The 22,742-nt window shown below is 58.9% G+C and carries 17 protein-coding genes and 1 pseudogene; 9 read left to right on the top strand and 9 right to left on the bottom strand.

The features are described 5' to 3' along the window. The first annotated feature begins 16 nt into the window (after positions 1-16). Positions 17-1,738: a peptidoglycan D,D-transpeptidase FtsI family protein gene (locus GA0061100_RS21440; protein ID WP_075854735.1), complete on the top strand. Its 1,722-nt coding sequence runs from the start codon at positions 17-19 to the stop codon at positions 1,736-1,738. Positions 1,739-1,779: 41 nt separating this feature from the next. Here GA0061100_RS21440 and GA0061100_RS21435 read toward each other — a convergent pair whose 3' ends face one another. Then, positions 1,780-2,460, bottom strand: a complete 681-nt coding sequence (locus GA0061100_RS21435; RefSeq protein WP_159444805.1) for a TetR/AcrR family transcriptional regulator — start codon at positions 2,458-2,460, stop codon at positions 1,780-1,782. 156 nt (positions 2,461-2,616) lie between these two features. Between GA0061100_RS21435 and GA0061100_RS21430 the strand changes: the two genes are divergently transcribed. The 4 genes and pseudogenes from GA0061100_RS21430 to GA0061100_RS34905 all read left to right on the top strand — a co-directional run bounded on the left by GA0061100_RS21430 (position 2,617) and on the right by GA0061100_RS34905 (position 7,633). Then, positions 2,617-3,876, top strand: a complete 1,260-nt coding sequence (locus tag GA0061100_RS21430; RefSeq protein ID WP_083961402.1) for an HlyD family secretion protein — start codon at positions 2,617-2,619, stop codon at positions 3,874-3,876. Beyond that, a complete protein-coding gene (locus GA0061100_RS21425) occupies positions 3,873-5,456 on the top strand; it encodes a DHA2 family efflux MFS transporter permease subunit (protein WP_075854734.1) in 1,584 nt (527 codons plus the stop codon). Before GA0061100_RS21430 ends, GA0061100_RS21425 begins: the two co-directional genes overlap by 4 nt. Before the next feature lie 869 nt (positions 5,457-6,325). Next, positions 6,326-6,821 (top strand): annotated as a pseudogene (locus GA0061100_RS21415) (HIT family protein). Between the two features lie 641 nt (positions 6,822-7,462). Then, entirely contained in the window at positions 7,463-7,633 is a 171-nt protein-coding gene (locus GA0061100_RS34905; RefSeq protein WP_167459839.1) for a hypothetical protein, read from the top strand. A gap of 192 nt (positions 7,634-7,825) precedes the next feature. Here GA0061100_RS34905 and repC read toward each other — a convergent pair whose 3' ends face one another. The 4 genes from repC to GA0061100_RS21395 form a co-directional block, all read right to left on the bottom strand. Continuing rightward, the gene (gene repC, locus GA0061100_RS21410; protein WP_075854732.1) at positions 7,826-9,049 is read right to left on the bottom strand and encodes a plasmid replication protein RepC; all 1,224 of its coding nucleotides are present in this window, start codon (positions 9,047-9,049) and stop codon (positions 7,826-7,828) included. A gap of 187 nt (positions 9,050-9,236) precedes the next feature. Continuing rightward, entirely contained in the window at positions 9,237-10,271 is a 1,035-nt protein-coding gene (repB, locus tag GA0061100_RS21405) for a plasmid partitioning protein RepB (protein WP_075854731.1), read from the bottom strand. After that, positions 10,268-11,491 (bottom strand): plasmid partitioning protein RepA, encoded by a 1,224-nt coding sequence (gene repA, locus GA0061100_RS21400; protein WP_075854730.1) that lies wholly within the window; start codon positions 11,489-11,491, stop codon positions 10,268-10,270. The genes repB and repA overlap by 4 nt, the downstream gene beginning before the upstream one ends. Before the next feature lie 850 nt (positions 11,492-12,341). Continuing rightward, positions 12,342-13,247, bottom strand: a complete 906-nt coding sequence (locus GA0061100_RS21395) for a LysR family transcriptional regulator (RefSeq protein ID WP_075854729.1) — start codon at positions 13,245-13,247, stop codon at positions 12,342-12,344. A gap of 91 nt (positions 13,248-13,338) precedes the next feature. Between GA0061100_RS21395 and GA0061100_RS21390 the strand changes: the two genes are divergently transcribed. After that, positions 13,339-14,310 carry a nitrilase family protein gene (locus GA0061100_RS21390; protein WP_075854728.1) on the top strand — a complete coding sequence of 324 codons (972 nt, stop codon included), beginning with the start codon at positions 13,339-13,341 and terminating at the stop codon, positions 14,308-14,310. A gap of 31 nt (positions 14,311-14,341) precedes the next feature. On the opposite strand, the gene GA0061100_RS21385 is transcribed toward GA0061100_RS21390, so the two are convergent. Next, complete coding sequence (locus GA0061100_RS21385) at positions 14,342-14,962, bottom strand: class GN sortase (protein WP_083961401.1); 621 nt, start codon at positions 14,960-14,962, stop codon at positions 14,342-14,344. Next, positions 14,959-17,217: a marine proteobacterial sortase target protein gene (locus GA0061100_RS21380; RefSeq protein WP_075854784.1), complete on the bottom strand. Its 2,259-nt coding sequence runs from the start codon at positions 17,215-17,217 to the stop codon at positions 14,959-14,961. Before GA0061100_RS21380 ends, GA0061100_RS21385 begins: the two co-directional genes overlap by 4 nt. 169 nt (positions 17,218-17,386) lie before the next feature. Here GA0061100_RS21380 and GA0061100_RS21375 point away from each other — a divergent pair, with 169 nt between their 5' ends. Further along, on the top strand, positions 17,387-18,148 hold the full coding sequence (locus GA0061100_RS21375; RefSeq protein ID WP_075854727.1) for a helix-turn-helix domain-containing protein: 762 nt from the start codon (positions 17,387-17,389) through the stop codon (positions 18,146-18,148). Positions 18,149-18,170: 22 nt separating this feature from the next. Here GA0061100_RS21375 and GA0061100_RS21370 read toward each other — a convergent pair whose 3' ends face one another. Continuing rightward, positions 18,171-18,920 (bottom strand): 2OG-Fe(II) oxygenase, encoded by a 750-nt coding sequence (locus tag GA0061100_RS21370; protein ID WP_075854726.1) that lies wholly within the window; start codon positions 18,918-18,920, stop codon positions 18,171-18,173. Between the two features lie 232 nt (positions 18,921-19,152). On the opposite strand from GA0061100_RS21370, the gene GA0061100_RS21365 reads away from it, so the two are divergent. Together GA0061100_RS21365 and GA0061100_RS21360 are read left to right on the top strand one after the other, a co-directional pair. Then, a complete protein-coding gene (locus GA0061100_RS21365) occupies positions 19,153-19,662 on the top strand; it encodes a cytochrome P460 family protein (RefSeq protein WP_075854725.1) in 510 nt (169 codons plus the stop codon). Positions 19,663-20,139: 477 nt separating this feature from the next. After that, positions 20,140-21,423, top strand: a complete 1,284-nt coding sequence (locus GA0061100_RS21360) for an epoxide hydrolase family protein (RefSeq protein ID WP_075854724.1) — start codon at positions 20,140-20,142, stop codon at positions 21,421-21,423. Positions 21,424-21,582: 159 nt separating this feature from the next. Here the strand turns inward: GA0061100_RS21360 and GA0061100_RS21355 are convergent, their stop codons facing one another. After that, positions 21,583-22,734 (bottom strand): MFS transporter, encoded by a 1,152-nt coding sequence (locus tag GA0061100_RS21355; RefSeq protein ID WP_075854723.1) that lies wholly within the window; start codon positions 22,732-22,734, stop codon positions 21,583-21,585. Between the last annotated feature and the right edge of the window lie 8 nt (positions 22,735-22,742).

Raw genomic sequence — 22,742 nt, 5'->3', positions numbered from 1 at the left:
TTGCGAATAATCGTTCATGTCGATCATCCACGCCCTCAGCGCAAATAGCGGTCGCCTCATCAGAATCACCTTCGGTCCAGGGGGGCGCGAGCGCCCGCCAGTGCGCGCTACCGGTCAAGCCAAGCTCGCCAAGGCTCGCATCATGATGCTCGCGGGTGGGCTGCTCGTCTGTTATGTGGCGATCTTCGCCAGGCTTACCTATTTCGATATGGAGCCGAGGACCGATACATCGGCGATCCCGCCAGATCACATCAGCGCTGCGCGCCCGGATATTGTTGACCGCAACGGCGAATTGCTTGCAACCGACATCCGCACCGTCTCGATGTTTGCCGAGCCCAACCGCGTGGTCGATCCAGATGAAGCGGTGGAGAAAATCGCCTCGATCTTTCCCGATATCGACCGCAAATCACTCTATAAGAAGCTTTCCGACCGACGCTCGCATTTTGCCTGGCTGCGCCGGCAGCTGACGCCGAAGGAACAGAGCGAGATCCTGGCGCTCGGTATCCCGGCGATCGGGTTTCGGCCTGAGGTGAAGCGCTTCTATCCGGGCGGACGCACGGCCGCGCATATCCTCGGCTATGTCGATATCGACAATCACGGCGTCGCCGGCATGGAAAAGTATCTCGACATGCAGGGCCTGTCGGATCTTGCTTCCACAGGCCTGACAAGCCGCGACCAGCTGGAGCCGGTGCGACTTTCGATCGACCTTCGTGTTCAGAACGTCGTGCATGACGTAGTGTCGGACGCGATCAGCCGTTACCAGAGTCAGGCGGCAGGCGCCGTCATTCTCGATATCCACACCGGCGAAGTGCTTGCAATGGCGTCGGCCCCTGATTTCGACCCGAACGATCCGCAGGCGGACGTCAAAGGCTGGCTGAACCGCATGTCGAACGGCACCGACGAGATGGGCTCGGTGTTCAAGACCTTCTCGATCGCCATGGCCATCGACACGGGCATGGTCAAGCTGACGGACACCTTCGACGCCAGCGCTCCTCTGCATTACGGCGGCTTCACCATCCATGATGACCGTGACGTGCCGCGGCGTGTCCTGTCGATCCCGGAAATCTTCCGCTATTCGTCCAACATCGGCACGGCCAAGATGATGGACAAGGTGGGCATGACCATTCAGAAGGACTACCTGACCCGCTTCGGGCTGTTGACGAAGATGCAGACCGAGCTGCCCGAGGTAAAGGCACCCAGCCAGCCAAAAGTCTGGAAGAAGCTCAATTCCATCACCATAGCCTTCGGCCACGGCGTTGCCACTACGCCGATGCAGACCGCCGTCGCCGGCGCAGCCCTCATCGATGGCGGCAAGCTGATCGAGCCCTCCTTCCTTCCGCGCACGCAGGAAGAAGCGGAAAAGACCGAAACGATGATCGTCAAGAAGAGCACCAGCGACACGATCCGCTACCTCTTCCGCCTCAATGGTGAGCAGGGTACCGGCAGAGCTGCCGACGTCCCCGGCTATCATGTCGGCGGCAAGACAGGCACCGCAAACAAGGTCATTCACGGGGTTTACTCGCACAAGCTCAGCTTCAATTCGTTCCTGGCGGCGTTTCCCATGGATAACCCGAAATACGTGGTGCTCGCCTTCATCGACCAGCCACTGACGGGCGTACACAACCTGAATCTCGCTGCCGAAACGGCTGCGCCCATGGTCCACGACATCATCAGCAAGGCTGCGCCGCTGCTCGGCGTCGAGCCGGATTTCGGGTCGAATTTGCTCGCCGCATATTGAAGATCGGGCTTGCTCCGACGGCGCCGCGAAAGCAGCGACCGTCAAACACCGCTATAGCCGCAGCCGCGCAAGAAAAAAGTAGCTGCCTCGCGCGCATGATCCTCCATCTGCGACTTCACAGGCGTCAGGTCGGCATGAAACAGCGAGGACATCATCATCGGCAACAACACCAGATCGATGAAGTATCGGGTGGTGGCTTCAAGATTAGCCGGCGCGAAGGCGGCCAATGACTTGAGTTCTTCGGCCTCGGCCAATTCTGCCACGAGTTTCATCGCGGTAGCCGTTCCATGCGCCCGCATGGCATAATGGATCGTCGTTGCCAGATCGGGATGGCGCGTCGCTTCGCCGATCACGCTGCGTATGAGCCCAATGGTCTCTGTCCTTATGGCCCGTTGGACGATTGAGACACCTGCGGCTTGGAAGCGTTCGAGAATGCTGCCCGATGTCGCCGAGCCCACCATCTCGCCCGATCTCTGCGCCCAGCGGATGACGACCTCCCTGAACAGGGTCTCCTTGTTGATGAAGCGTGCATAGATGCTCGGCTTGCCGGCTCTCGCCACCTCGGCAATCTCGTCAATGCTCGCGCCCTCATAGCCGCGTGCGATGAAGACCTGGAGGGCTGCCTGCAGAATTCTGTCCTCGACCTCGCCTGCCCTCTCCCGTGGCGGACGACCACGTCGCGTTGCGTTTGTCTTTGCCGATGTAATTTGGGGTTTTGCCATTTCTTGCGGCATGACGGACCTCACTGCTTTTTGATTGGCTTGGACGCGGTTTAGCACCCTCTGCAGCTCTTGACTAACACCTCGATCAGTTCTACGTCAATATTTAAATTGAACGTTTCGTTTCAATTTAAATCCTTGTGATGGAAGAGGTAGAAGATGAGCACGCCTCAGGACGAAATTCGCGGAAAATTGATCGTGTTGGAGCCGAAAACGACCGGCGTCACGGCAAATCATGAGCAAAGCGGCGCTTCGGTCCTGCAAGAAAGGGCTGAAGCGCCGCAACCCGGCGATCAAACCCGAACCCTCGAAGGAAACGTCGAAGCTCTGGATGATACGGTCGATAAGAATGAGGCAGGCGGCCCCTCCCGACGCCTGCGGATGCTCCTGATCGGCGGAAGCGCACTCGCCGCCGCGGCAGCAGTGACCTTTATCTACTGGGACAACGCTTCGCATTACGAAAGCACCGACGATGCCTTCATCGCCGCGCGGCAATATGCCATCACCTCACGAGTAGCCGGTTACATTTCTTCCGTCCCCGTCACCGACAACCAGCACGTCATGAGCGGCGAAGTGATCGCCCGTATCGACGATCGCGACTATCAAACAGCTCTGGAGCAGGCGCAGGCCCAGGTCGCTGCCGCAAATGCCAATATCCAGAACACCGAAGCGCAGAAGCGGGTTCAGGAAGCGAATGTGGAAGAAGGCAAGGCTCAAGTTGCACAGGCCCAAGCCAATCTCGTCTTCGCCCAACAGCAAAACGACCGCTATCAGGGGCTGGTGAAGAGCGGCTCCGGCACTCTCCAGGAAGCGCAGCAATATACCTCGCAATTGCACCGGCAACAGGCTGCCCTGAACACCGATCAAGCCGCGCTGACCGCTGCGCAGCGCCAGCTTGACGCCTATGACTTTCAGATCGCCAACGTTCAGGCCACTCTCAAGCAGGATCAGGCCCAGCTCGACCAGGCCAAGCTCAATTTCTCCTATACGACGATGACAGCAGCGCAGCCGGGTCGGGTGGTGCAGCTGTCGGCCGGCGACGGCGAATATGTGCAGGCGGGTACGAATCTGGCCATGTTCGTGCCGGACAAGCTCTGGGTAACCGCCAACTTCAAGGAAACACAGCTCGATCACATGCGTCCGGGCCAGCCGGTAACGCTGACTATCGACGCCTATGGCGGCCGCACGATCTATGGCCATGTCGCAAGCGTGCAGCCGGGATCAGGAACGGCATTTTCGTTGCTGCCGGCAGAAAACGCGACCGGCAACTATGTGAAGATCGTCCAGCGCGTGCCGGTGAAGATCGAGCTTGATGACGTGCCGAGCAATGTCGCGCTAGGACCGGGCATGTCCGTCGTCCCTACGGTACGGACCGATGCCAGCCCCTCCCTGTGGGAAAGCTTGAGGAACGTGTTGTGAGCACCAACGCTGCCGCCAGATCGTTGGCAAACCCCTGGATCATTGCGATCGTCGTCGCACTTGCCAGCTTCATGGAAGTGCTCGACACAACCATCGCCAACGTCGCCCTGAACTATATTTCAGGCGGCCTTGGCGTCAGCCAGGACGAGGCGTCCTGGGTGGTCACCACCTATCTCGTCTCCAACGCCGTGATCGTGACCGCCACAAGCTATCTCGTGCGCATCCTCGGGCGCAGGACTTTCTTTCTCAGCTGCCTCGCTCTTTTTACCGTCAGCTCCGTCATGTGCGGCTTTGCGCCCAATCTGCAATTCCTGCTGCTTGCCCGGATTCTGCAGGGCATCGGCGGCGGTGGCATGGTGCCGGTGGCGCAATCCATTCTGGCCGACAGCTTTCCGCCTGAAAAGCGCGGGCAGGGCTTTGCCCTGTTCGGCGTAGCCGTCGTCGTTGCCCCTGTCGTGGGACCTACATTAGGCGGGTGGCTTTCGGATAATTTCTCATGGCACTGGTGCTTTCTGATCAACGGCCCCGTCGGTATCCTGACACTTGCCGCCGTTGCCATGCTGATCAAGGAACCGGCAGGCGCTGCGCAGGAACGTGCTCAGAAGCGCAGCCAGGAACCCGGCTTCGACTGGATCGGCTTTGGGCTCGTCGCCACCTTTCTCGGAATGCTGGAGCTGATGCTCGACCGGGGTCTGGAAGACGATTGGTTCGGCTCCAGCTTCATCGTCGCGGCGGCCGTGATCTGTGCGCTGGCTTTCCTGCTGATGATCCCGTGGGAACTGAAGCACAAAAATCCGGCGGTCGACATCAGAATGCTGGTCAGCCGGCAATTCGGCACCTGCTTTCTGGTGATGATGGCGACGGGCGCGCTGCTGCTCGCCACGACACAGTATCTGCCGCAGCTGGTTCAGCAGAATCTCGGCTACACCGCAACTTGGGCCGGGCTGATGCTGTCTCCCGGTGGCGTGGTCACCATGATCATGATGTTCGTGGTCGGCTTTCTGTCATCGAAAGTACAGCCGAAATATCTGATCGCGATCGGTGCCGGCTTCGTTGCCCTGTCGATGTACCAGGTAACCAGCGTCTATAGCGGCGTAGACTTCTGGTATCTCGCCGAGGCTCGCATGCTGCAGGGGATTGGCCTGCCATTCATCTTCCTGCCGATCACCTCGGCTTCCTATGACGGCATTCCTTCGAGCAAGACCGACCAGGCCTCTGCCCTGCTGAACGCCGCTCGCAACACCGGCGGGTCGATTGGCGTGTCGCTGATATCGAACATCATCACCCATCGCGAACAGTTCCACCAAAGCCGCCTGGTCGAACATATCGTCCCATCAAACAGCGCCTATCAGGATACCTATGATCAGTTGAGTCACTATTTCATGGCGCAAGGGAGCTCGCTTCTCACTTCTAAGCAGCAGGCTCTTGCCTGGATCAATCAGCAAATCCAGAGCCAGGCTTCGTTTCTCTCCTACGTCGATGCTTTCTGGGTCCTGACGCTGATCTCGCTCGCCGCCATCCCCCTCGCCTTGACGCTTCGGAACATAACGCTTGGCAAGAAGGCATCCATTGGACACTGACCGACATTCTCGGTCGGAGCTTTCGATATCACGGAAGTTCCGGCCCTGAGAGAAACGAGTGCTCGCACCATCGGCATCGAAGCCCACCTCGCGATCGCAATGCTGCGCCGCCGCTTGCAGATCTAAAACCCTGACAGCTGTCAGGGTTTCAGTCCAGGCTTGACCGGAAGAGCAACGCACAACACATCTTGCACTCCCGTCAGACGCCGGACTGCACAAATCTCTTGAGATCATCTCTCAGCATCTGCTGCGTAAAAAACCTGACAGCTGTCAGGTTTTCGCGGCAAAACCCGAAAACAGCCCGTCTCCTGCCAGGGCCGCACACCTAGCGGTGCGCCCTGAAAACATCCAGCCTGCCCATCCTCAAAATCTTCCCCCGCCGATCATGTCATTGCAGCCACCATGCATCGCAAGGAGTTTCAACATGTGGCTCGAATTATATGCAGCTTTCATCGCAGCAACGATGGCGCTTATCTCATCGGCAGGTCCGAACGCCGCAATTGCTCCGGCAGGCAAGTCTTTCAGGTGGATGCGGCGGACCGGTGTCGTCTCTGATCTATTCTTGCTGTTGCCGTCACCCTCGATTGCTGTTGGGCTCCGCTTGTCGACAAACGTCGGCACATACTCGCGGCGCGACAGGCAACCCGCAACCACCTCGCCGCGGCAATCTATTTCGCCGCCTCTGCCGGCCTGACAAGGGTCAGACAAGCATCACAATCAATGAGGCGCCCACACCGCCTGCCTCCTCAGTCCAGGCCGTCAAAAAGCCAGCATGATTTCAGCCTACTGGTTCTGAGCGGTGCTATATCCGCCTTGGCGGGAAGCAAAGGTAGCCGACGAATAACAACCGGAATCGAGAGTAGGAAAAGATGGCTGCTTCGCAATTTTTCATCGCCGAGACCGATGGATGGCTTGTAAGCCATCGCGCGAATTCGGCGCTCCCCGGCTATCTCATCATAGCCTCCAAGAGATCCGCCAATGACCTCTTCGATTTACCGGATGACGCCCTGCACGAGATCGGTCCCCTCCTGGCACTGTCTCAAGCAGCGCTGAAGCAGAAGCTGGGCGCTCCACGCGTCTATATCGGTCGATATGGTCATATTTCCGGACACGCCTTTCACTTTCATATCATCCCCATCTACGATTGGGTGGAGAGGCTGTTCTGGCATGATGCCCGGTATCGGGTCCTCGGACAATTTGCCGAAGGGGAGGGGGGGGACCGAAACGGACGGCGCGGAACTGACCCTTTTCGTCTGGCGCGAATTCTGCGAATGCCTGCAGCCGCCTCCGATCGAGGGACCGACCGTTCCCGAGGCTATCGCGCTCCTGCGCAAGGCGATGCATCTCCGTCTGCGGGCCGTCTGAAAGATGTCATTGGCCGACAATTTGCTTGACTAATCGGTCCATCTAACGTGCTATATGACGCAAGGCAGACGAAATGCTTCGCTCTTCATGCTCAAATTTGACGCTGCCTAAGTAACGGATTTCCCAAGGAAAATTTTCAATTGAGAAGCTATCTCGGCGTTAGCTTCCATGAGCCATACAGGGTCGGTTGAAGCTTCCGAGAGGTGAGAAGGCGCTGTGGCGAAAGTAGCGATCTTGCCTTCAGGATCTGAGCAAACGGGCCTTCAGACGGGCAGTCTGATCAGCTTTTGGATAAGTTTTCGCCCGGATTTGCCAATCTCAAGATATCCCAAACTAATGAAATCTCCCCAAGGCCTGCGGCCGCTCGATGTCATGGTCATGGCTACAGCCCGCTAACGGCTGAAACAATGGAGAGACAGCACAATGGATATGCTCGGCTAAGCCAAACCTGGCTACCAAACTGAAGAACGAGACTAACCACCCTGGAATTACCCATGAATGGGCTCGTTGAATGGCTTGTAGCTCCCAAAGTGCATTACAAAATTGTAAGGGTGCTATTCATTTTCGGTTAAGTCTAAATCGGGCATCAAAGTCATGCGTAAACACGCAGCATCAACCCCCAAATGCTTACGAGGTTTAACATGAAAAGCCTGCTTCTCTCTTCCGTTATCGCCCTTGCTTCGGTTGTCGCCGTGAGCGCTCCCTCTCAGGCAGCTCCGTTCCATCGTCATCACCATGATTGCTTTGTGAAGACCGTAAAGCATAAGGTTCATGGTCACTGGGTCGTTCGCAAGGAACGCGTCTGCCGTTAATCCAGCACACGAATTTGTGCCGTTGGCAAAGTTCGACGGTCAATGGACGGCCATAGCGGAAGTATCGGCTGTGGCCGTATCATTTGATGGAAATGACATGGCCAGTTGCCTATTCGGCTTATAGCGCCGAAGGCTTATTCCGATAACGCCTATGAGGGGTCGATCTCTTGGGGACAGAAGCATTCGAGATCGTCACGAAACCTTCAATGCGATATCACCGCCTCCATTATTTGCTCGAAGCAGTGCCATAAGCGCCGGACCGAGTGAAAATTCGCCGCGTTTTGCCTTGGCGGTGAGATCCCGCAAATAAGCGCCGGCGGAATTGATATGCCCTGATCGCTCGAGAATGCAGGCTATCGTCGCGGCAGCGTTTTCCGGCCCCATTATCTCGCAGGCATGTTGATAGGCTGACGGGCTGACGCCCAGCATCGATCGTACGACGACAGCCGCGCACATCAGATCTCGCCAGTTATTGATAATACCTGACGGCCCGTAAGAGCTTATTTCCGGGCAGGCCTTCAGCACGAGAGCTAACGGGAAGATACGCATCGGCTCTTCTTGAGACACACCTTTTTTCAGGGAACTCGCTTCCAGCTTTGTTCGAGAGCTTGGTTCAAGTTCATTAAGGGATTCGGGATTCGAACTCTGTATGTGCCGCTCACTATGGGCATCATTGGTGCTATAATTTTCAACTTTCTGCTGCGTTTCCAGAAGGTTGATGATCTCGTCGCGGAGATGTTCCATATCTTCCAGGATGGAGATGATGTCGAACATTGTCGGGGAACGAGGAATGCGCGCGACGAGGGCGCCATAGCTTTCTTCGATCAGAGTCCAATTGCCGCCGGCTCCTTCCGTGATCGCTGCCGCAATCAGCTTGCGGACGTCACGCCGGCAAATCGTCAAGCTTTCCTTGGCACGTCGGAAGGCGATGCGATCTGCTGCGACCTGCTGAGCCATGATCGCAAGCTCCTCGGCGCGCAGCAGCAGCGGTGAGATGTCGAAGCCGAACGCACTTTCGATCTCGCCCGTCCTGCCCTTTCTCGCATAGCGCTTGCCATTGGCGCTATCCTTTCTGACGATCAGGCCGGCGTCGACGAGAAGCGCAAGATGCCTGCGAAGCGTCGCACCCGCAATGCCGTGGGCACGCAAGGTCAGCTGCGCATTGGACGGAAAGACAACGAGCTGGGCGTCACGGCGAAGCTCGTTTTCGGGATAGAAGCTCAACAGAGCGTCAAGTACGGCAAGGCTGCGATCCTGCAATCCGAGCTTTTGCCGTGCTTCGGATGCATCTCGAAAGACCTTCCATTTGTCGACCGACCTGCTGGGCTCGATCATGGTCGCGGCAGACTGTTGCCGAAACAAGGCAAGCGTCATCGGCCGCCGCCCAAAAGGCGTCGTTACAATTCCATTCTGCATTTTCCTCACCTTCGAGAGGCAAAAGAAATACGATCACCAAAAACGGTGCCAAAGACTCTTGACTGGGATTCGAGGAAATGCGATTCTTCAGTTGCTACATTGAAGAGAAGGCTTCCACGACGGCAACGTTTGGGGGCCTTTTTTCTTTTGCGAGGTTTCCTTTCCAATCAGAAAACCCTGACAGCTGTCAGGGGTTGCGGTTGTTTCTCAAGCGAGTGAAGCGCGCGACAAGGTCAGGCAGCTCTTCCTCGACAAATCTTACGAATTCCGTACCCAATTTACCCTCGGCAGAGATTCGAACCTCCCGGGGCGACGTCATAAACACACCCAACCTGGTTCCCGACGTATCGGAAATCGCGATCTGAGTGTTGCGCGCCTCAGAGGCCGGCTTGATTGCCTTCAGCGCCATCTGAAATCGCTGGTCGGAGGTTTCCTTGGCCTCGCTTGCGTTCGAGAGAGCGGCACGTACCACCTTGAGGGCATTAGGAGCTGCGGATATCGTCTTTGCCAGATCAAGCCAACGTGGTCGGCCAACTTTCGGGGCTCTGCCGATCGCTTCGATGATATCTGCCGGAATCGCCCGATAGACGCTGCGCATCCGCGCAAGTTCCGCATCTTCGATCGAGAGGGCCGCATAGATATGGCGTGCCTTGATGCCGGCATCATCCATGCGTGAGGCGAACAAGGCGCGCTCGATCCATGTCAGATCCTGACGGCTGGCATTCTCGATGCCTTGCGCCAGAACCAAGTCGAGATCGGAAATCTCGACCTCAATGGCACGGACGGTGCGGCCCAGCTCGAGAGCGGCCCGCCATCTGCGATGACCATAAACGACCTGATATCGATCACTCGAGGTGGGGTGCCGCCGAACCTGGATCGGAACCTTCTGGCCTTCTTCCTCGATGGAGCGCTTGAATCTCTCGAAATCATGGGGATCGTCGTCAGGCAGGCGATCCGGATAGGGGGATGCTTCGATCACATGTGGATCGAGATCCTGAATCCAGCCTTCGCCGGATTCGACAATGGCACGCAGCCGATCACGCTCCGCGCGTATGTCGCCGATTGCGCGATGCGCGGCACCGATCACGCCAGCGCCAACGCGACCCGACTGCGCGGGGGCAGGGGCAGGAAGCGTCGAATCTGATTTGCTCTCGCCGCTTTCCAATTCCGCTGAAAGCAGACCGAAACTGGCGACGATGGATTTTCTCGGGTTTTTGCTCATCCACGCCCCCAACTTGTATTGATGAGATGAACGATCGCTTCGTTGACAGCATCCACGGCCTCGCGGGCGCGCTTGTGCGTGTCCCGGCCGATCTGACCCATTTCGAGTTCGTAGAGCGAGCGCTTGGCAAGCCCGGCAGCTTCGACTGCTGTGCTTTCGATTGCCGTCGGCAACAGGACATCGGTGCCGAAGAGATGGCGCAGCATTGCGACGACCTGCGACTGCGGCGCATCATTCGGATCGTGGCGCGTGACGAGATAGCGGATGAAATCCTGATCGAGCTGCGCACCGCTTTCGTTGAGCACGCTGATCAGATCGCCCATCATGAGCAGGAACTGGCTCATCGATGCCACGTCGAGCATGGCGGGATGTACCGTAATGATCATGCTCGTGGCGGCATAGATGGCGCTCAGGGTTAGAAACCCGAGCGAAGGCGGCGTGTCGAGGATAACGATGTCGTAATCATCTTCGACCTCGGTAAGTGCCAGCTTGAGGCGCTCGAAAAAGATGGCGCCGGCGCCGGACTTTTGGGCCAGAACCCGCGGCGTTTCATGCTCATACTCCATGACCTCCAGATTGCCCGGAATGAGGTCGATGCCGTCAAAATAGGTTTTACGGATGATCTCGCGGATCGGGCGTCTTTCGGCCGCGTCATATCTGAGCGCCGCGTAGATGGTTTCGTTGGCGCCGACATCGATTTCCGGCTGGGCACCGAACATGGCCGAAAGCGAGGCCTGCGGATCGAGATCGAGGGCGAGCACGCGATAGCCATGCAGCGCAAGGTAATGCGCGAGATGAACGCAGGTCGTCGTCTTGGCACTACCACCCTTGAAGTTTGCGATCGCCATGACCTGGAGGTGTTCGCCCGGTCGGCGCCGCGGCAGGAAGCGAAGGGCTTCCACGGGCTTCTGCTTGGCAAACAGCTCCCGCAATTCGTTGATCTGGGCCAGCGTATAAACCCGGTGATTGTTCTCCAGGCGGCTGGGAGTTGGGCCGCGGCCTTCGCTCGACATCAGCTTCAAGGTCGAATCCGGGATCGATGTCAGCTTCGACACTTCATTGGTCAGGAACTGGCGCAGCATCTTCTCGGATTTCGGCGGATACATCCGCGTCCTGAGCTGCTGGAGCTGACCAGACAGCACAGTTGCGTGCCGCGCAATTTTGCTGGCTGCATTTTCCTTTGAAGGAGCTACAGTCTCCGTGCGGTTTGCTATCGCCATCTGTCCCTCTTGGCGGCTTGTCGCCGGTTTGCCGACCTTTGCCCGCCAGAAGATAGAACACGATTCTGTCAGGCCGTCCAGAGATTAACGGTTAATGACCGGTTAACGTGTGACAGCGAAGACTCTCCGTTGGGGTGTTTAATACACTGCTTTTCCTGGATTTTCTTCAAGAAGTCCCCGAAGATGGTTGCGGGGATGACTCACACCTTTTGATAGTAAAGTGCGGTTGTCGTCGATCGCTCGACCTCTACCCGGCTAAGATTAGCGGCGAGAATCACTATATCGGCCCACAGGTGAGTCGGTGGCCTACGGATAATTTCGCTCAAGATTTCGGCTTTCCGTCCGAGTCGGTGTAGGTGAAGCGTATGGTGCGGAATCTTGCGGTTCGGCATCCCAGAAGCCCATGCACGGCAGTCTCTCTTCTGCTTTCAGCGGTTGTCCTCTGCCCATCAGATGGGCTCGGCGTTGCCCATGTCGAAGCATCGCAGAAATATCCTCTGTGGACGAATCGCCGCCTTCCCTTGCCGAAAGGCGCGTCGGCTCTAGTTTGCGAATCATGAATGATTTGCGAGGGTTAGTGATTTTGAGTTATGATTGGAGCGGCGTCAGGACACGGCGCATCAAAGCGATCAAGATGGCAGTTTCACTGGTGATTGCGGTGGCAATTCTAGGCACGCCGACAATGCTTTGGCTACACGGTTCGTTTTGACCATCAAGGCGCTAGAACCGTCCGACGACGACGGATGGGCTCACGTCTAGCGCCTTTCGGACAATGGGGTTGGAGTGCATAACCCCATTGTCGGCAACAAGAGCGGTCGTTTTGCGTTGCAGAATGACGATGCGTCAGGCTCTATCTCGATTGCCACCCGGCCTGCGCTTGGCCGAATTCATGATTCTTCGACACGTGATCGATAAAGCGGGCCAATAAGGGGCTCGTATGTTTGCGATGCCAGCAAATTCCAACCGGCCATCTCGATTCCGGTCCTGAGAGAGGCTGCATGTGGCTGGATCCAGCCAATGCCTGCACGCCGCGCCAGGGCAGGAATGCCGCGCCCAGGCCGGCGGAGACAATGGCATGCACGGTCAGGATATCGTCGGCATATTGGACGATGCGAGGTTCGAAGCCGGTGAGCGAACACCAGCGCCTGATCTGGTCGGCCAGTCCCGGTCCGCGCGATGGTGAAAGTGCCACAAAGCCGAGTTCATTCAGCTCCGTCAGCCGGTCTTGGGCCGGCATGGTCACCCCGCGTGGAAGCACCAGGGCCAGATGCTCCTCAAGCACGGGCATGAACGCCAGACCGCTATCTTCCTCCGGTGCCCGGCAGAAGCCGATATCGAGCCGGCCGTCGAGCAGGCGCTGATGCTGTTCCCGTGACGGCAGGTCGTTGAGCGTGATGCTGCAATCCGGCGTCGCTGCACGAAAGCCGGCAATCAGCTGCGGTGCGGCAACGAGGGTCGATATTCCAAATCCGATATCGAGGTATCCGGTCAGGCCGGCAATGGCGCGATGCATCTTCCGGTCGACATCGTCGTTCAAGCGAAGAAGCGGCTGCGCTTCGCGCTGCAGCAGCTCTCCAAGTGGCGTCAGCTTCGCGCCATGACGGCCACGTTCGAACAACGCTCCGCCCATTGCAGCTTCCAGAGCCTGGATCTGCTTGGTCAGGGTCGACTGGGTGACGAACAGCTTTGCCGATGCCTTGCCGTAATGGCCGGTATCGATCAGCTGAATGAAGGAGCGGAGGAGCTTTATTTCCATTCTATCTGAGAATAATTTTAATCGATAAAGTCATTTTACGAAAGAGAAGCCGCGTGGTCAAATTGCTTTAGGGCAGTAAGGAGCAATGGACATGGCGTTCAAAATTTCATCGGTGCAGTTTCAGCATCGGGCCAACGACAAGGCTTACAATCTCTCGCGTATCGTGCATTTCACGGAGGAAGCCGTTCAGGCAGGCAACCAGCTCATAGTATTCCCCGAAATGTGCATCTGCGGATACTGGCACGTTCCCAAGCTCGATGGTCCCGCACTGCAGGCGCTGGCAGAGCCGCTCTCGGGTCCATCGATCAGTCGCGTCGCAGCTCTCGCGCGCGTGAAAGACATTGCGATCGGCGCAGGCTTCCTGGAGGCGGGCGAGAATGGGAAGCTCTACAACAGCTATGCGGTCTGCATGCCGGATGGAAACATCCATTGCCATCGTAAACTGCATGCCTGGGAGCATCGCCTGATTTCCAGCGGCGATGCCTTCACGGTCTTCGACACGCCTTGGGGAATACGCGCGGGCATCCTGATCTGCTGGGACAATAATCTGATCGAGAATGCGCGGGCGACCGCGCTGCTCGGCGCCGAATTGCTGATCGCGCCGCACCAGGCCGGCGGGGGCCATTCGGTAAGCCCGCACGGGCTGAAACGGATACCGGTCGAGAAATGGATCAATCGTCATGAATATCCCGAGGCGATCGAGGCCGAGTTTCGCGGCCTGAACGGCCGGGAGTGGTTCATGCGCTGGCTGCCGTCGCGCGCCCATGACAATGGAATGTTCCTCGTCTTCAGCAACGGCGTCGGGCAGGATGAGGATGAGGTGCGCACCGGCAATGCCATGATCCTCGATCCCTATGGTCGGATCCTGGTCGAAACCTCGGCGGCTGCCGATGCAAGGGTGAGCGCTAAAATCGATCTGGCTCTGCTCGACAAATGCACGGGGCAGCGCTGGATAAGAGGCCGTCGCCCGGAACTCTATGGTATTTTGACACAGCCCAACGCCAATAGCCTCTCGCCCATGGACGCGCGTTACTCGGAAGCGTCTACTCGCACCAGCGGATAGGCTCGGTCCTGCACGGTTTCCCGGCGGCGGTCTATTTCGTCGCCGTTTCTTCAAGATCGCCATAGACGAGATAGCGAAGCGGGCCTGAGGTCACGGCGTCGAAGGGAAAGCACGTTGCGAGGACGAGGTGGACGCCCTCGGCATTGGGGTCGATCTCTGCTTCGTCCCAGCGAGCAACGGCCATATGGGTCACGCGGAAGGCGAAGACCCGGCCATCGCTGCGGGTGATGCGGATACGGTCATTTTCTTTGACATCTTTCAGGAAGGTGAAGTGGGTATCGCGATGGGCTGCGTAGACTGCCGTGCCCTCTTCGCCCGCCTGCGGGGTGTTGTCGAGATGGCCAGGGCCGAAGGCAAGGGCCTGGCCGCTTGCGCCTTTCAGCGCGATCGCGGCAACGCCAAGGCGCGGAACCTCGATGCGCGCCACCGGCCAGGTGTCGGCCCAGCTCCAGGGCTTGACCGGCGCGCCTGACGTCACGCTCTCGGCGAAGGCGCGCTCGAGGAGAAGCTGCGCCAAAGCTGCCTTGGCATAGATCCATCCTCCCTGTGCGGCGAGGAAGAGGCCGGTCGCGATAAGAATGCTGGCTGCAAAGGTCAGAAGGGAGCGCGCTGGCGCGCTCCCAATGGTTTGGACGCGAGTGGCGGCGATCATGCCTTGCTCCGTCGTGATGCGAGGGCCAGCAGCGACGTTCCGAGCAACAGGGCCAGCAATCCCTGAAGGATCATGAGCTCTCCGGGTGTTGCCGTCTGCGGCAGCGGAACGCTGGCCGGAGCCGATGCGGAGATCGGTGCAAGCTCCGCGTCGCCATCTGACCCTTGCGATTTGTCGGCCGTCTGATGATGCTTGGCGTCTGCCTTTGCATCCCGCGTTGTCCCGATGCCGAGAAGCTTGTCGTAGTCCCAGCCGGCGGGCAGCTGCAGGGGAATGTCGGCCGCGGTCAGCGGCGCGTTTGTCGGGCGCAGGCGCCTGGTATCGACGGCGACAAGGCTGGTCAGGCGCGTGACGAGATGATGGTCGAGTGCCAGCTGCAGGATGCGCTTGTCGGCATCTGCCTGCGTGATCTTGCCAAGCGTGAGGTTGACCTCGGCATCATCGATCTGGCGGCGGGCCCAGATCTTGGAGATGCCCTTGGCATTGCTTGCCTGATCGAGCGGCAGGGAGATCGTCCACGGCTGATCGCCGACCATGCCACTGACGGTCAATGTGCCGGCCGCTTTCCCCATCCGGGCGGCCAGGACCAGCGGTTCGCCGTGATAGATATCGGGCAATTGGTTCGGCGAGAGGCTGACATTCTTTTCCGAAAAGCCGGCGGCGACATCGGTGACGGCCGGGTTCTCCAGCTTGTCGAAGAGGGCGCGCATGCGTTCGTTCACCTCGGCGACCGAGCCGATATGGGTGAAGCTGCCGCGGCCGAGTTCGGCGGCGCGGCTCATCAGGTAGGTATTCGGCGCCGAGCCGATGCCGACCATGAAGATGCGCGAGCGACCACGCGATTGAGCGATCGCATCGAGAAGCTGCTGCTCGTTATTGACTTCGCCATCGGTCAGGAACACGACCTGACGCAATCCGTTCGCCTGATGGCTGTCGTCGAGGGCTGCATGAAGCGGCGGCAGCATTTCGGTGCCGCCGGCAGCTTCCAGGCCGGTGACGAAGCGGCGGGCCGAGGCGATATTCTCAGCCGTTGCCATGACCGAATCCGGGAAGAACTTGGTCATCGTATCGTCGAAACGAATGACGTTGAAGCGGTCGCTCGGCTCGAGCCGCGACAGGGCATAGTCGAGGCTCGCCCGCGCCTGCTCGATCGACGTACCGCCCATGGAGCCGGAATTATCGATGACGAAGACCACTTCGCGGCCAGCCTTTTGCGGCGCCGCCACCGCCGGCGGCGTTACATAGGCAAGCACGTAATCATCCTTGCCGACATGTTCGCGGAAGAGACCGACGCTCGGCACGTTGCTGGCGACGGCGCTCCATTCGAGCACGAAGTCGCGATCGGCCGTTGCATCGCCATCGAGCACGATCCGGCGCGCGTTGTCGCTTACCTTGTCGATCCTGACCGTGTGATAGAGGCTTTTGACATCGTCGAGCGGAAAGCCAGCATTGAGATTGACCTTCAGCGTGACCGGATTGGTGCGGTCGCTGTCCGGCGCCAAAAGCGGCGCGGAGACGGGTTTGTCGGCAGCATTGTGCGAAGGGCTGTTTTCGCTCCGACCCCAACCGGCCTTCAGATCGGCCTGCTGCGTGATGGGCGATCCATTCTGGGGGGTGTAGCGCGGCGCAACGACGAGCGGAACCCGTAGGGAAAAGCGACCATCCGCGAGACGCACCGCCTGCTGATATTCGATCTGGACGACGATCTTTTCATGCGGGCCGATGTTGGCGACCGCATTGGTGAAGACGTTCGGACGCTGCTGCTCCACAAGCGTAGCCTTCTTCCCCTGCTTGCGGGCCTGCTCGTAAATCGCGCGGGCGGCCTGCTTCTCCTTGATGTCGGCGACAACGACCCTGTTGCCGACGATCATCTTCAGGGAGTAAACGGCACTGTCTTCCGGAAGGGGAAATACGTAGAGGGCTTCGACCCACTTATCGGTGGTGTTCTCGAAAGCTTGGGTCAGGACTGCGCGCGCCGTCGGTCCGCTGACGTCGATGTCGACATCGGTCGCAAGACGAGGCGCTTCGATATATTTTCCTTCTTCCTTGGTCTGAAGAAGAAGGCTGCCCGCACCCATTTCGTTCGGGGTGACGAAGGCTGCCGGCTGCGCGTGCGATTCCAGCGGATGAAGCAGCGCGAAAATGACGGCAAGCACCGGCAGCAGGATGGCATTGCTGAACCAGAGTAACAGGCCGAATCTGATGAGGAAATTTTGCCGCTTTTGGTAGCGCGAGATGCTTGGCGAGGCTGACATGACAGGCTCCTTGTTCGCCGTGGAATGACTGAAGCCATTGTGAACAAAGGCTATTTTCTCGCCAGCGTAAGCTTTGCCCTGTTTCGTCCGCATCTTGCCGCAAACGGTCTTGCCGGTGGCGGGCATGTGTGGAATTGTGAAGGAAATTACGCAAACAGGAAACGAAGGAATGGTCCAGGGCGACCCCTATTTGTCCGACAGTCAGAACAGCGCCGTGGCGGCGCGGGTTCGCGAAGAGATCGCCCGGCGGCGTATTTCCAGGCAGCGTCTTGCCAATGATGCGCGCATCAGCCTCTCGACCCTGGAGAAGGCTCTTTCCGGCCATCGCCCTTTCACGCTTGCGACCCTCATTCGGCTGGAACAGGCGATGGGCGTCGTCCTGCGGGAACCGGTTGGAACGCAGGCGCCTGTCGTCAACGACAGGCCCGGCCATGCCCCTGAAGAGCTTGGCGCCTATTCCCGCGCCTCGGTGTCATGGCTGGAAAGCACCTACCTGACGCTTCGCCCGTCCTTCGGCGATCCCCAGGCGATCTTCGCCTATTGCACGGAGATCGCCTGGGATGGCGAACGGACCTGCCTGAGCTTTCGGGAGCGCGAGCGCAGCGATGCCTCGTTTTCGCAACAGGGCTCGGTGTCGGTGCCGCACCTGTCGGGGCATATCTATCTCGTGACGAATTCGTCCGGGCAGTATCGTATGGCGATATTGTCGAGGCCCAGCATCACTGGCGAGATGTTCGGCCTGCTGACGACATTGCGCGCCGGGCAGGGTTCTCACCTCACACCCGTCTCGACGCCGCTCGCTCTTCTGCCCATGTCGGCTTTCGCGCAGCCGTCGCTGGGGCGTGTCTTGGCGGGCGATCACAATCACGATGCTTACTCGGCTATCATGCGCAGAATTACGGGAGAAAATTACGCCGGCTTCGTCGGGTAAGATCGGCTGCTGCTTAGCGCCCTCAGCGCGCGTCGTGAAAGATGATGCCGACGGTGTGGCGCATGCCCGAGCGCACCCGGCTTACCCCGTGCCTGAGATTGACACGGTAGCTCCCTTTCGTTCCCCGCACGGGCCGATTATGGACCGCGAAAGCGACGGCATCGCCCTGTCGAAGCGGCACGACGTCCACGCGGCTTTGCATGCGTGGCCGCTGCTCGGTCAGGACGAACTCGCCGCCGGTGAAATCCCGGCCCGGCTCGGACAGCAGAATTGCGACCTGGATCGGAAAGGCAAGCTCGCCATAGAGATCCTGATGCAGGCAGTTGAAGTCCCCGGGCACATATTGCAGCAGCAGTGGTGTCGGCCGCCTCTGGCCGGCTTCATGGCATCGCTTCAGGAAGGCCGCGTGTTCATCGGGATAGCGTTCCTCGACGCCCATACGTTCATTCCATCGGTTTGCGATATCGGCGAGATGAGGATAGAGCGCCGTGCGCAATCCACCGAGAAGCCCCGGCAGGGGATAGTTGAAATAGCGATATTCACCTCTTCCGAAGCCGTGACGCGCCATGATGATGTGGCTGCGGAAATGACGTTCCTCGGGATAAAGGCGGGAAATCGCATCGCATTCCTCGGGTGCGAGCAGTTTCGGAAGAATGGCGCAGCCGAAGCCGTCAAGCTCTCCCGCCAGCGACGACCAATCGTAGGCGTCGACCTGCGCCATCGTGAAGGGTTCCGCAAAAGCCGGAGCGAAGCTGGATGGTTGAGTGTTCATGTCATGTCCTCGGTTTGGGCGGGTTTTCGAGGGCGCTCTAGGCCCTCGGGCGCGGCAAGAACCTGGAGCCTAGCGTCCGAACCGGAGCGGTGGCCACCCGATTTCCGATGAGTAGCTCACACGAACGGGTCTCCCCGGCTACATTGCGATACAATCGGGCCGTTTCCTGAAATCTCGCGGATACAATTCCGCGCGATCCTCTGCCAGATCATCCGTCAGGCAGGAGTCGAAAATGAAACTCGCATTCCTTGGCGCATTTGCCGTCTCGAGCCTCGCCGTCGGCATCGCGGCTTCTCAATCCGCAAGTTCTGCAACGCCGCCGGAAAATGCCTCGCCGATCTACGGCGTCACCATACCGGAAGGCTATAGGGACTGGAAATTCATTGCGCCGGCGCAGGAGGCTCCGCCGCTCGACGAACTTCGCGCAGTGCTCGGCAATGATACCGCCATCGACGCCTATAAGAAGGGCACCCTGCCTTTTCCGGACGGTTCGATCCTCGTCAAATTGGCCTACAAACGCAAGCAATCGACGGAGTTTGCACCGGCAACGGTGCCGGGAGCGCCGACGACGGTGCAGGTCATGGTGAAGGATTCCAAGAAATATCCCGATAGCCACGGTTGGGGCTTCGGGCGGTTCGTCGACGGCAAGCCGGTCGACGTTGCACAACATGAGACCTGTCTCAGCTGCCATGTCGGCAATGTTAGGGATCACGACGACGTCTTTACGCGCTATGCGCCGTAAGACGCGGCAACCTGGCTAAATTGAATTTGCTGGCCCGATCTCATCACATCGCGGCCGGCCGGCTATCCATGATTTTTCCTCCCATCGGGATAGCCGTCCCCTATTTTGACCGACAGGCGAGCGCTGCTCTCAGCGAGCAGCCATCGAGCCGCTTCCATCATCATGGAAGACGACTTTCACAAGCCTGCGCAATCTCTGGTTCCGCTCTCGGCTTTGGGAGCCCAGCATTGCCTTGTCTCCCACCGTCGCGGCCCCCCGAAAAATCCTTCTTTACTGGTCTACTGGGCGAAGTTCCATCTTTTGGGACGTACTTGCCGCTGGCAAAGCCAAAGCGCAGAATTCTGTATTCCATCGTAGCCTTGGTCGATCTGGACACGGAAGGATACAATTTGGCGCGGTTGAGGACACAACCGGGATACACGCCGAAAGCAAAACTTCGCGGCATTCAACAAACCTCCCAAACATATGGAGATTCTGATGTCGCCTTCATCCTTCTCAATGAACAGACGCGCCTTTGTGACTGCTGCTGCCGTCGCCGGTGCAGCATCGCTCCTGAAGCCTGCTATGTCCTTTGCCGCATCGGACGCCTTGCCCGACGGTGTGAAGCCGTTCAAGGTCCATATACCCGACAGCGCGATTGCCGAGTTGAAGCAGAGGCTTGCGAAAGCACGCTGGCCGCTCAGGGAAAATGCCGTTGACGACTCCCAGGGCGTGCAGCTCGAACGTCTGCGCGATCTCGTCGGATATTGGGCCAACGGCTATGATTGGCGAAAGGTGGAACAGAGGCTCAATTCCCTGCCGATGTTCATAACCGAAATCGACGGGCTGGATATTCAATTCATTCACGTGCGCTCTCAGCACGAAAACGCAATGCCGATGATCATGACACACGGTTGGCCGGGTTCGGTTCTGGAAATGCTCAAGGTCATCGATCCCTTGACGAATCCAACCGCTCACGGCGGCAGGGCCGAAGACGCCTTTCATCTCGTGGTGCCCTCGATCCCCGGTTTCGGCTTCTCCGGCAAGCCAACGACGAGGGGCTGGGGTTCGGACCATATCGGCCGCGCGTGGGGCACGCTGATGCGTCGTCTTGGCTACGAGCGCTTCGTCTCGCAAGGCGGCGATTGCGGCTCCGTCATCTCCCAGCGCATGGCGCTCCAGAACGTGCCGGGATTGCTCGGCATCCATCTCAATATGCCCGGCATCGTCCCGAAGGAGATTGCCCATATTCTTGCGGCTGGCGATCCTGCTCCGGCCGATCTGACGGACAAGGAACGTGCCTGCTTCGAAAAGCTGGCGGAGTTCTATCGCGATAGCTCGGGCTACGCCAACATGATGGTCACCCGCCCGCAGACCATTGGCTATTCGCTCGTCGACTCGCCGGTGGGCCTGGCGGCCTGGATCTACGACAAGTTCGCCACCTGGACTTACAGCGGCAAGCAGCCGGAAAAAGTCCTGACCCGCGACGAGATGCTGGACGACATCTCCCTCTACTGGTTTACCGAAACCGGAACCTCTGCGGCCCAGATTTATTGGGAAGACCATTCCAACAACTTCAACGCCATCCAGATTCCAACCCTGCCGGTCGCAGTCAGTGTCTTTCCGGGCGAAATCTACCAGGCGCCGAAGACCTGGACCGAGCGTTGCTATGGCAATCTGATCTACTTCAACGAAACCGATAATGGCGGGCATTTTGCGGCCTGGGAGCAGCCGACGATTTTCACCAACGAAGTCAGGGCAGCATTCCGCTCGCTGCGTTAAGCGGGCCGAGGCTTCTGACTTGGTGAAAGCACCGCAGGCGAGCAATGCCCCACGTCTGGCTGCGGAAGAGGGGGGGAAGCGTATGGCTTACTCCCTCGACAGCCAATAACGGATCTTGGCTGATTTGATCCAGGCGACTCTCGTGGGATCGCAGAGCCCTTACGCAAACGCGCTGCGGCGCGTCGAAAGCGATCCGATGCCCACGAGTGCAGCCAGGATGACCGGGATGCACACTAGGTAGGCGGTGCGAATGCCGGCATGCTCGGCCACGAATCCCAGCAATGGCGGGGCGAGGAAGAAGACGACGAAGGACATTTGTCCGAGCGCTGCGACATTGACGTGGGCCGGACGGTCGGTGCGCTGGGCGGCGGCCGAAACTGCAAGCGGATAGACCGCGCTGCAGCCGGCGCCCATGAAGGCAAAGCCGAGGAGCGCCACATTGGGGTGGGGTGCCAGCCAGACGGCGCAGAGGCCGGCGGTCGAAAGGAGGAGCAGCGAAAGCGCAACGGAGCGGGAGCCGAAGCGATCGACGAACCCGTCGGCAAACAGTCTTGCCAGCGCCATGAAGAAGGTGAAAAGCGTCAGTCCGAGACCGCCGATGAAGGGCTCGACGTGAAAGACGTCGCGCATGTAGATCGCCGACCAATCGATCCCCGCACCCTCGACCAGGAAGGCCGCGATGCCGATCACACAGAGAGGCAGCAGGCCGAACGTCGGCAGCGCGATATGTCCGGCCTCCGGGTGATCCTGCGTCGGGCGTGCCGGCGCATTGCGCATGCCGGCGATCGTCACCGACCCCACGATCAGGACGAAGATGAATATCAGGGCGAGGTGCAGCTGCATTGAAATGCCGACCTGGCGTATCGCCGATGAGGCGAGGGCGGTGACGAAAAAGCCGAGGCTCCAGAACCCATGTGCGCGGTTCATCACGCCACGGCCGAGCTGCGCCTCGATGCGGTCGATCTCGACATTGAGATTGATTTCGAGCGCTCCGGCAAGCAGTCCCTCGCAAAACAGGACGGCAAAGACCAGGGGGGCCACGCCCATCCAGGGTACGAGCGCCAGGGATGCGGAGGTTCCGAGCACGGTGATGAATGCCGTCTTGCGGGCGCCAAGGCGTGCGACGATGGGGGAGGCGAAGGTAAGCGATATCAGAGCGCCGATGGCCGCACCGATCAGTGTCAGGCCGAGCTCGGATTTGTTGATCTGCAAGGCGTCCTGGAGGTCGGGAAGGCGCGACAGCATTGCGCCCATCGATACCGCAAAGAGGAAGAAGCAGACATAAATTCGCTGCTGCGGTTCAAGACGCATTTTGATGC

Source organism: Martinezella hainanensis (genome assembly GCF_900094555.1).
GTDB lineage: Bacteria > Pseudomonadota > Alphaproteobacteria > Rhizobiales > Rhizobiaceae > Rhizobium > Rhizobium hainanense.
Note: the sequence above shows the minus strand (reverse complement) of the source record. Positions and strands in the feature narration are given on the sequence as shown.

Bases quoted from the DNA above. Each gene is read 5' to 3' on its own strand.
- GA0061100_RS21440 (WP_075854735.1), top strand. From the start codon at position 17: ATGTCGATCATCCACGCCCTCAGCGCAAATAGCGGTCGCCTCATCAGA.
- GA0061100_RS21435 (WP_159444805.1), bottom strand. From the start codon at position 2,460: ATGGCAAAACCCCAAATTACATCGGCAAAGACAAACGCAACGCGACGT.
- GA0061100_RS21430 (WP_083961402.1), top strand. From the start codon at position 2,617: ATGAGCACGCCTCAGGACGAAATTCGCGGAAAATTGATCGTGTTGGAG.
- GA0061100_RS34905 (WP_167459839.1), top strand. From the start codon at position 7,463: ATGAAAAGCCTGCTTCTCTCTTCCGTTATCGCCCTTGCTTCGGTTGTC.
- repC (WP_075854732.1), bottom strand. From the start codon at position 9,049: ATGCAGAATGGAATTGTAACGACGCCTTTTGGGCGGCGGCCGATGACG.
- repB (WP_075854731.1), bottom strand. From the start codon at position 10,271: ATGAGCAAAAACCCGAGAAAATCCATCGTCGCCAGTTTCGGTCTGCTT.
- repA (WP_075854730.1), bottom strand. From the start codon at position 11,491: ATGGCGATAGCAAACCGCACGGAGACTGTAGCTCCTTCAAAGGAAAAT.
- GA0061100_RS21395 (WP_075854729.1), bottom strand. From the start codon at position 13,247: ATGGAAATAAAGCTCCTCCGCTCCTTCATTCAGCTGATCGATACCGGC.
- GA0061100_RS21390 (WP_075854728.1), top strand. From the start codon at position 13,339: ATGGCGTTCAAAATTTCATCGGTGCAGTTTCAGCATCGGGCCAACGAC.
- GA0061100_RS21385 (WP_083961401.1), bottom strand. From the start codon at position 14,962: ATGATCGCCGCCACTCGCGTCCAAACCATTGGGAGCGCGCCAGCGCGC.
- GA0061100_RS21380 (WP_075854784.1), bottom strand. From the start codon at position 17,217: ATGTCAGCCTCGCCAAGCATCTCGCGCTACCAAAAGCGGCAAAATTTC.
- GA0061100_RS21375 (WP_075854727.1), top strand. From the start codon at position 17,387: ATGGTCCAGGGCGACCCCTATTTGTCCGACAGTCAGAACAGCGCCGTG.
- GA0061100_RS21370 (WP_075854726.1), bottom strand. From the start codon at position 18,920: ATGAACACTCAACCATCCAGCTTCGCTCCGGCTTTTGCGGAACCCTTC.
- GA0061100_RS21365 (WP_075854725.1), top strand. From the start codon at position 19,153: ATGAAACTCGCATTCCTTGGCGCATTTGCCGTCTCGAGCCTCGCCGTC.
- GA0061100_RS21360 (WP_075854724.1), top strand. From the start codon at position 20,140: ATGTCGCCTTCATCCTTCTCAATGAACAGACGCGCCTTTGTGACTGCT.
- GA0061100_RS21355 (WP_075854723.1), bottom strand. From the start codon at position 22,734: ATGCGTCTTGAACCGCAGCAGCGAATTTATGTCTGCTTCTTCCTCTTT.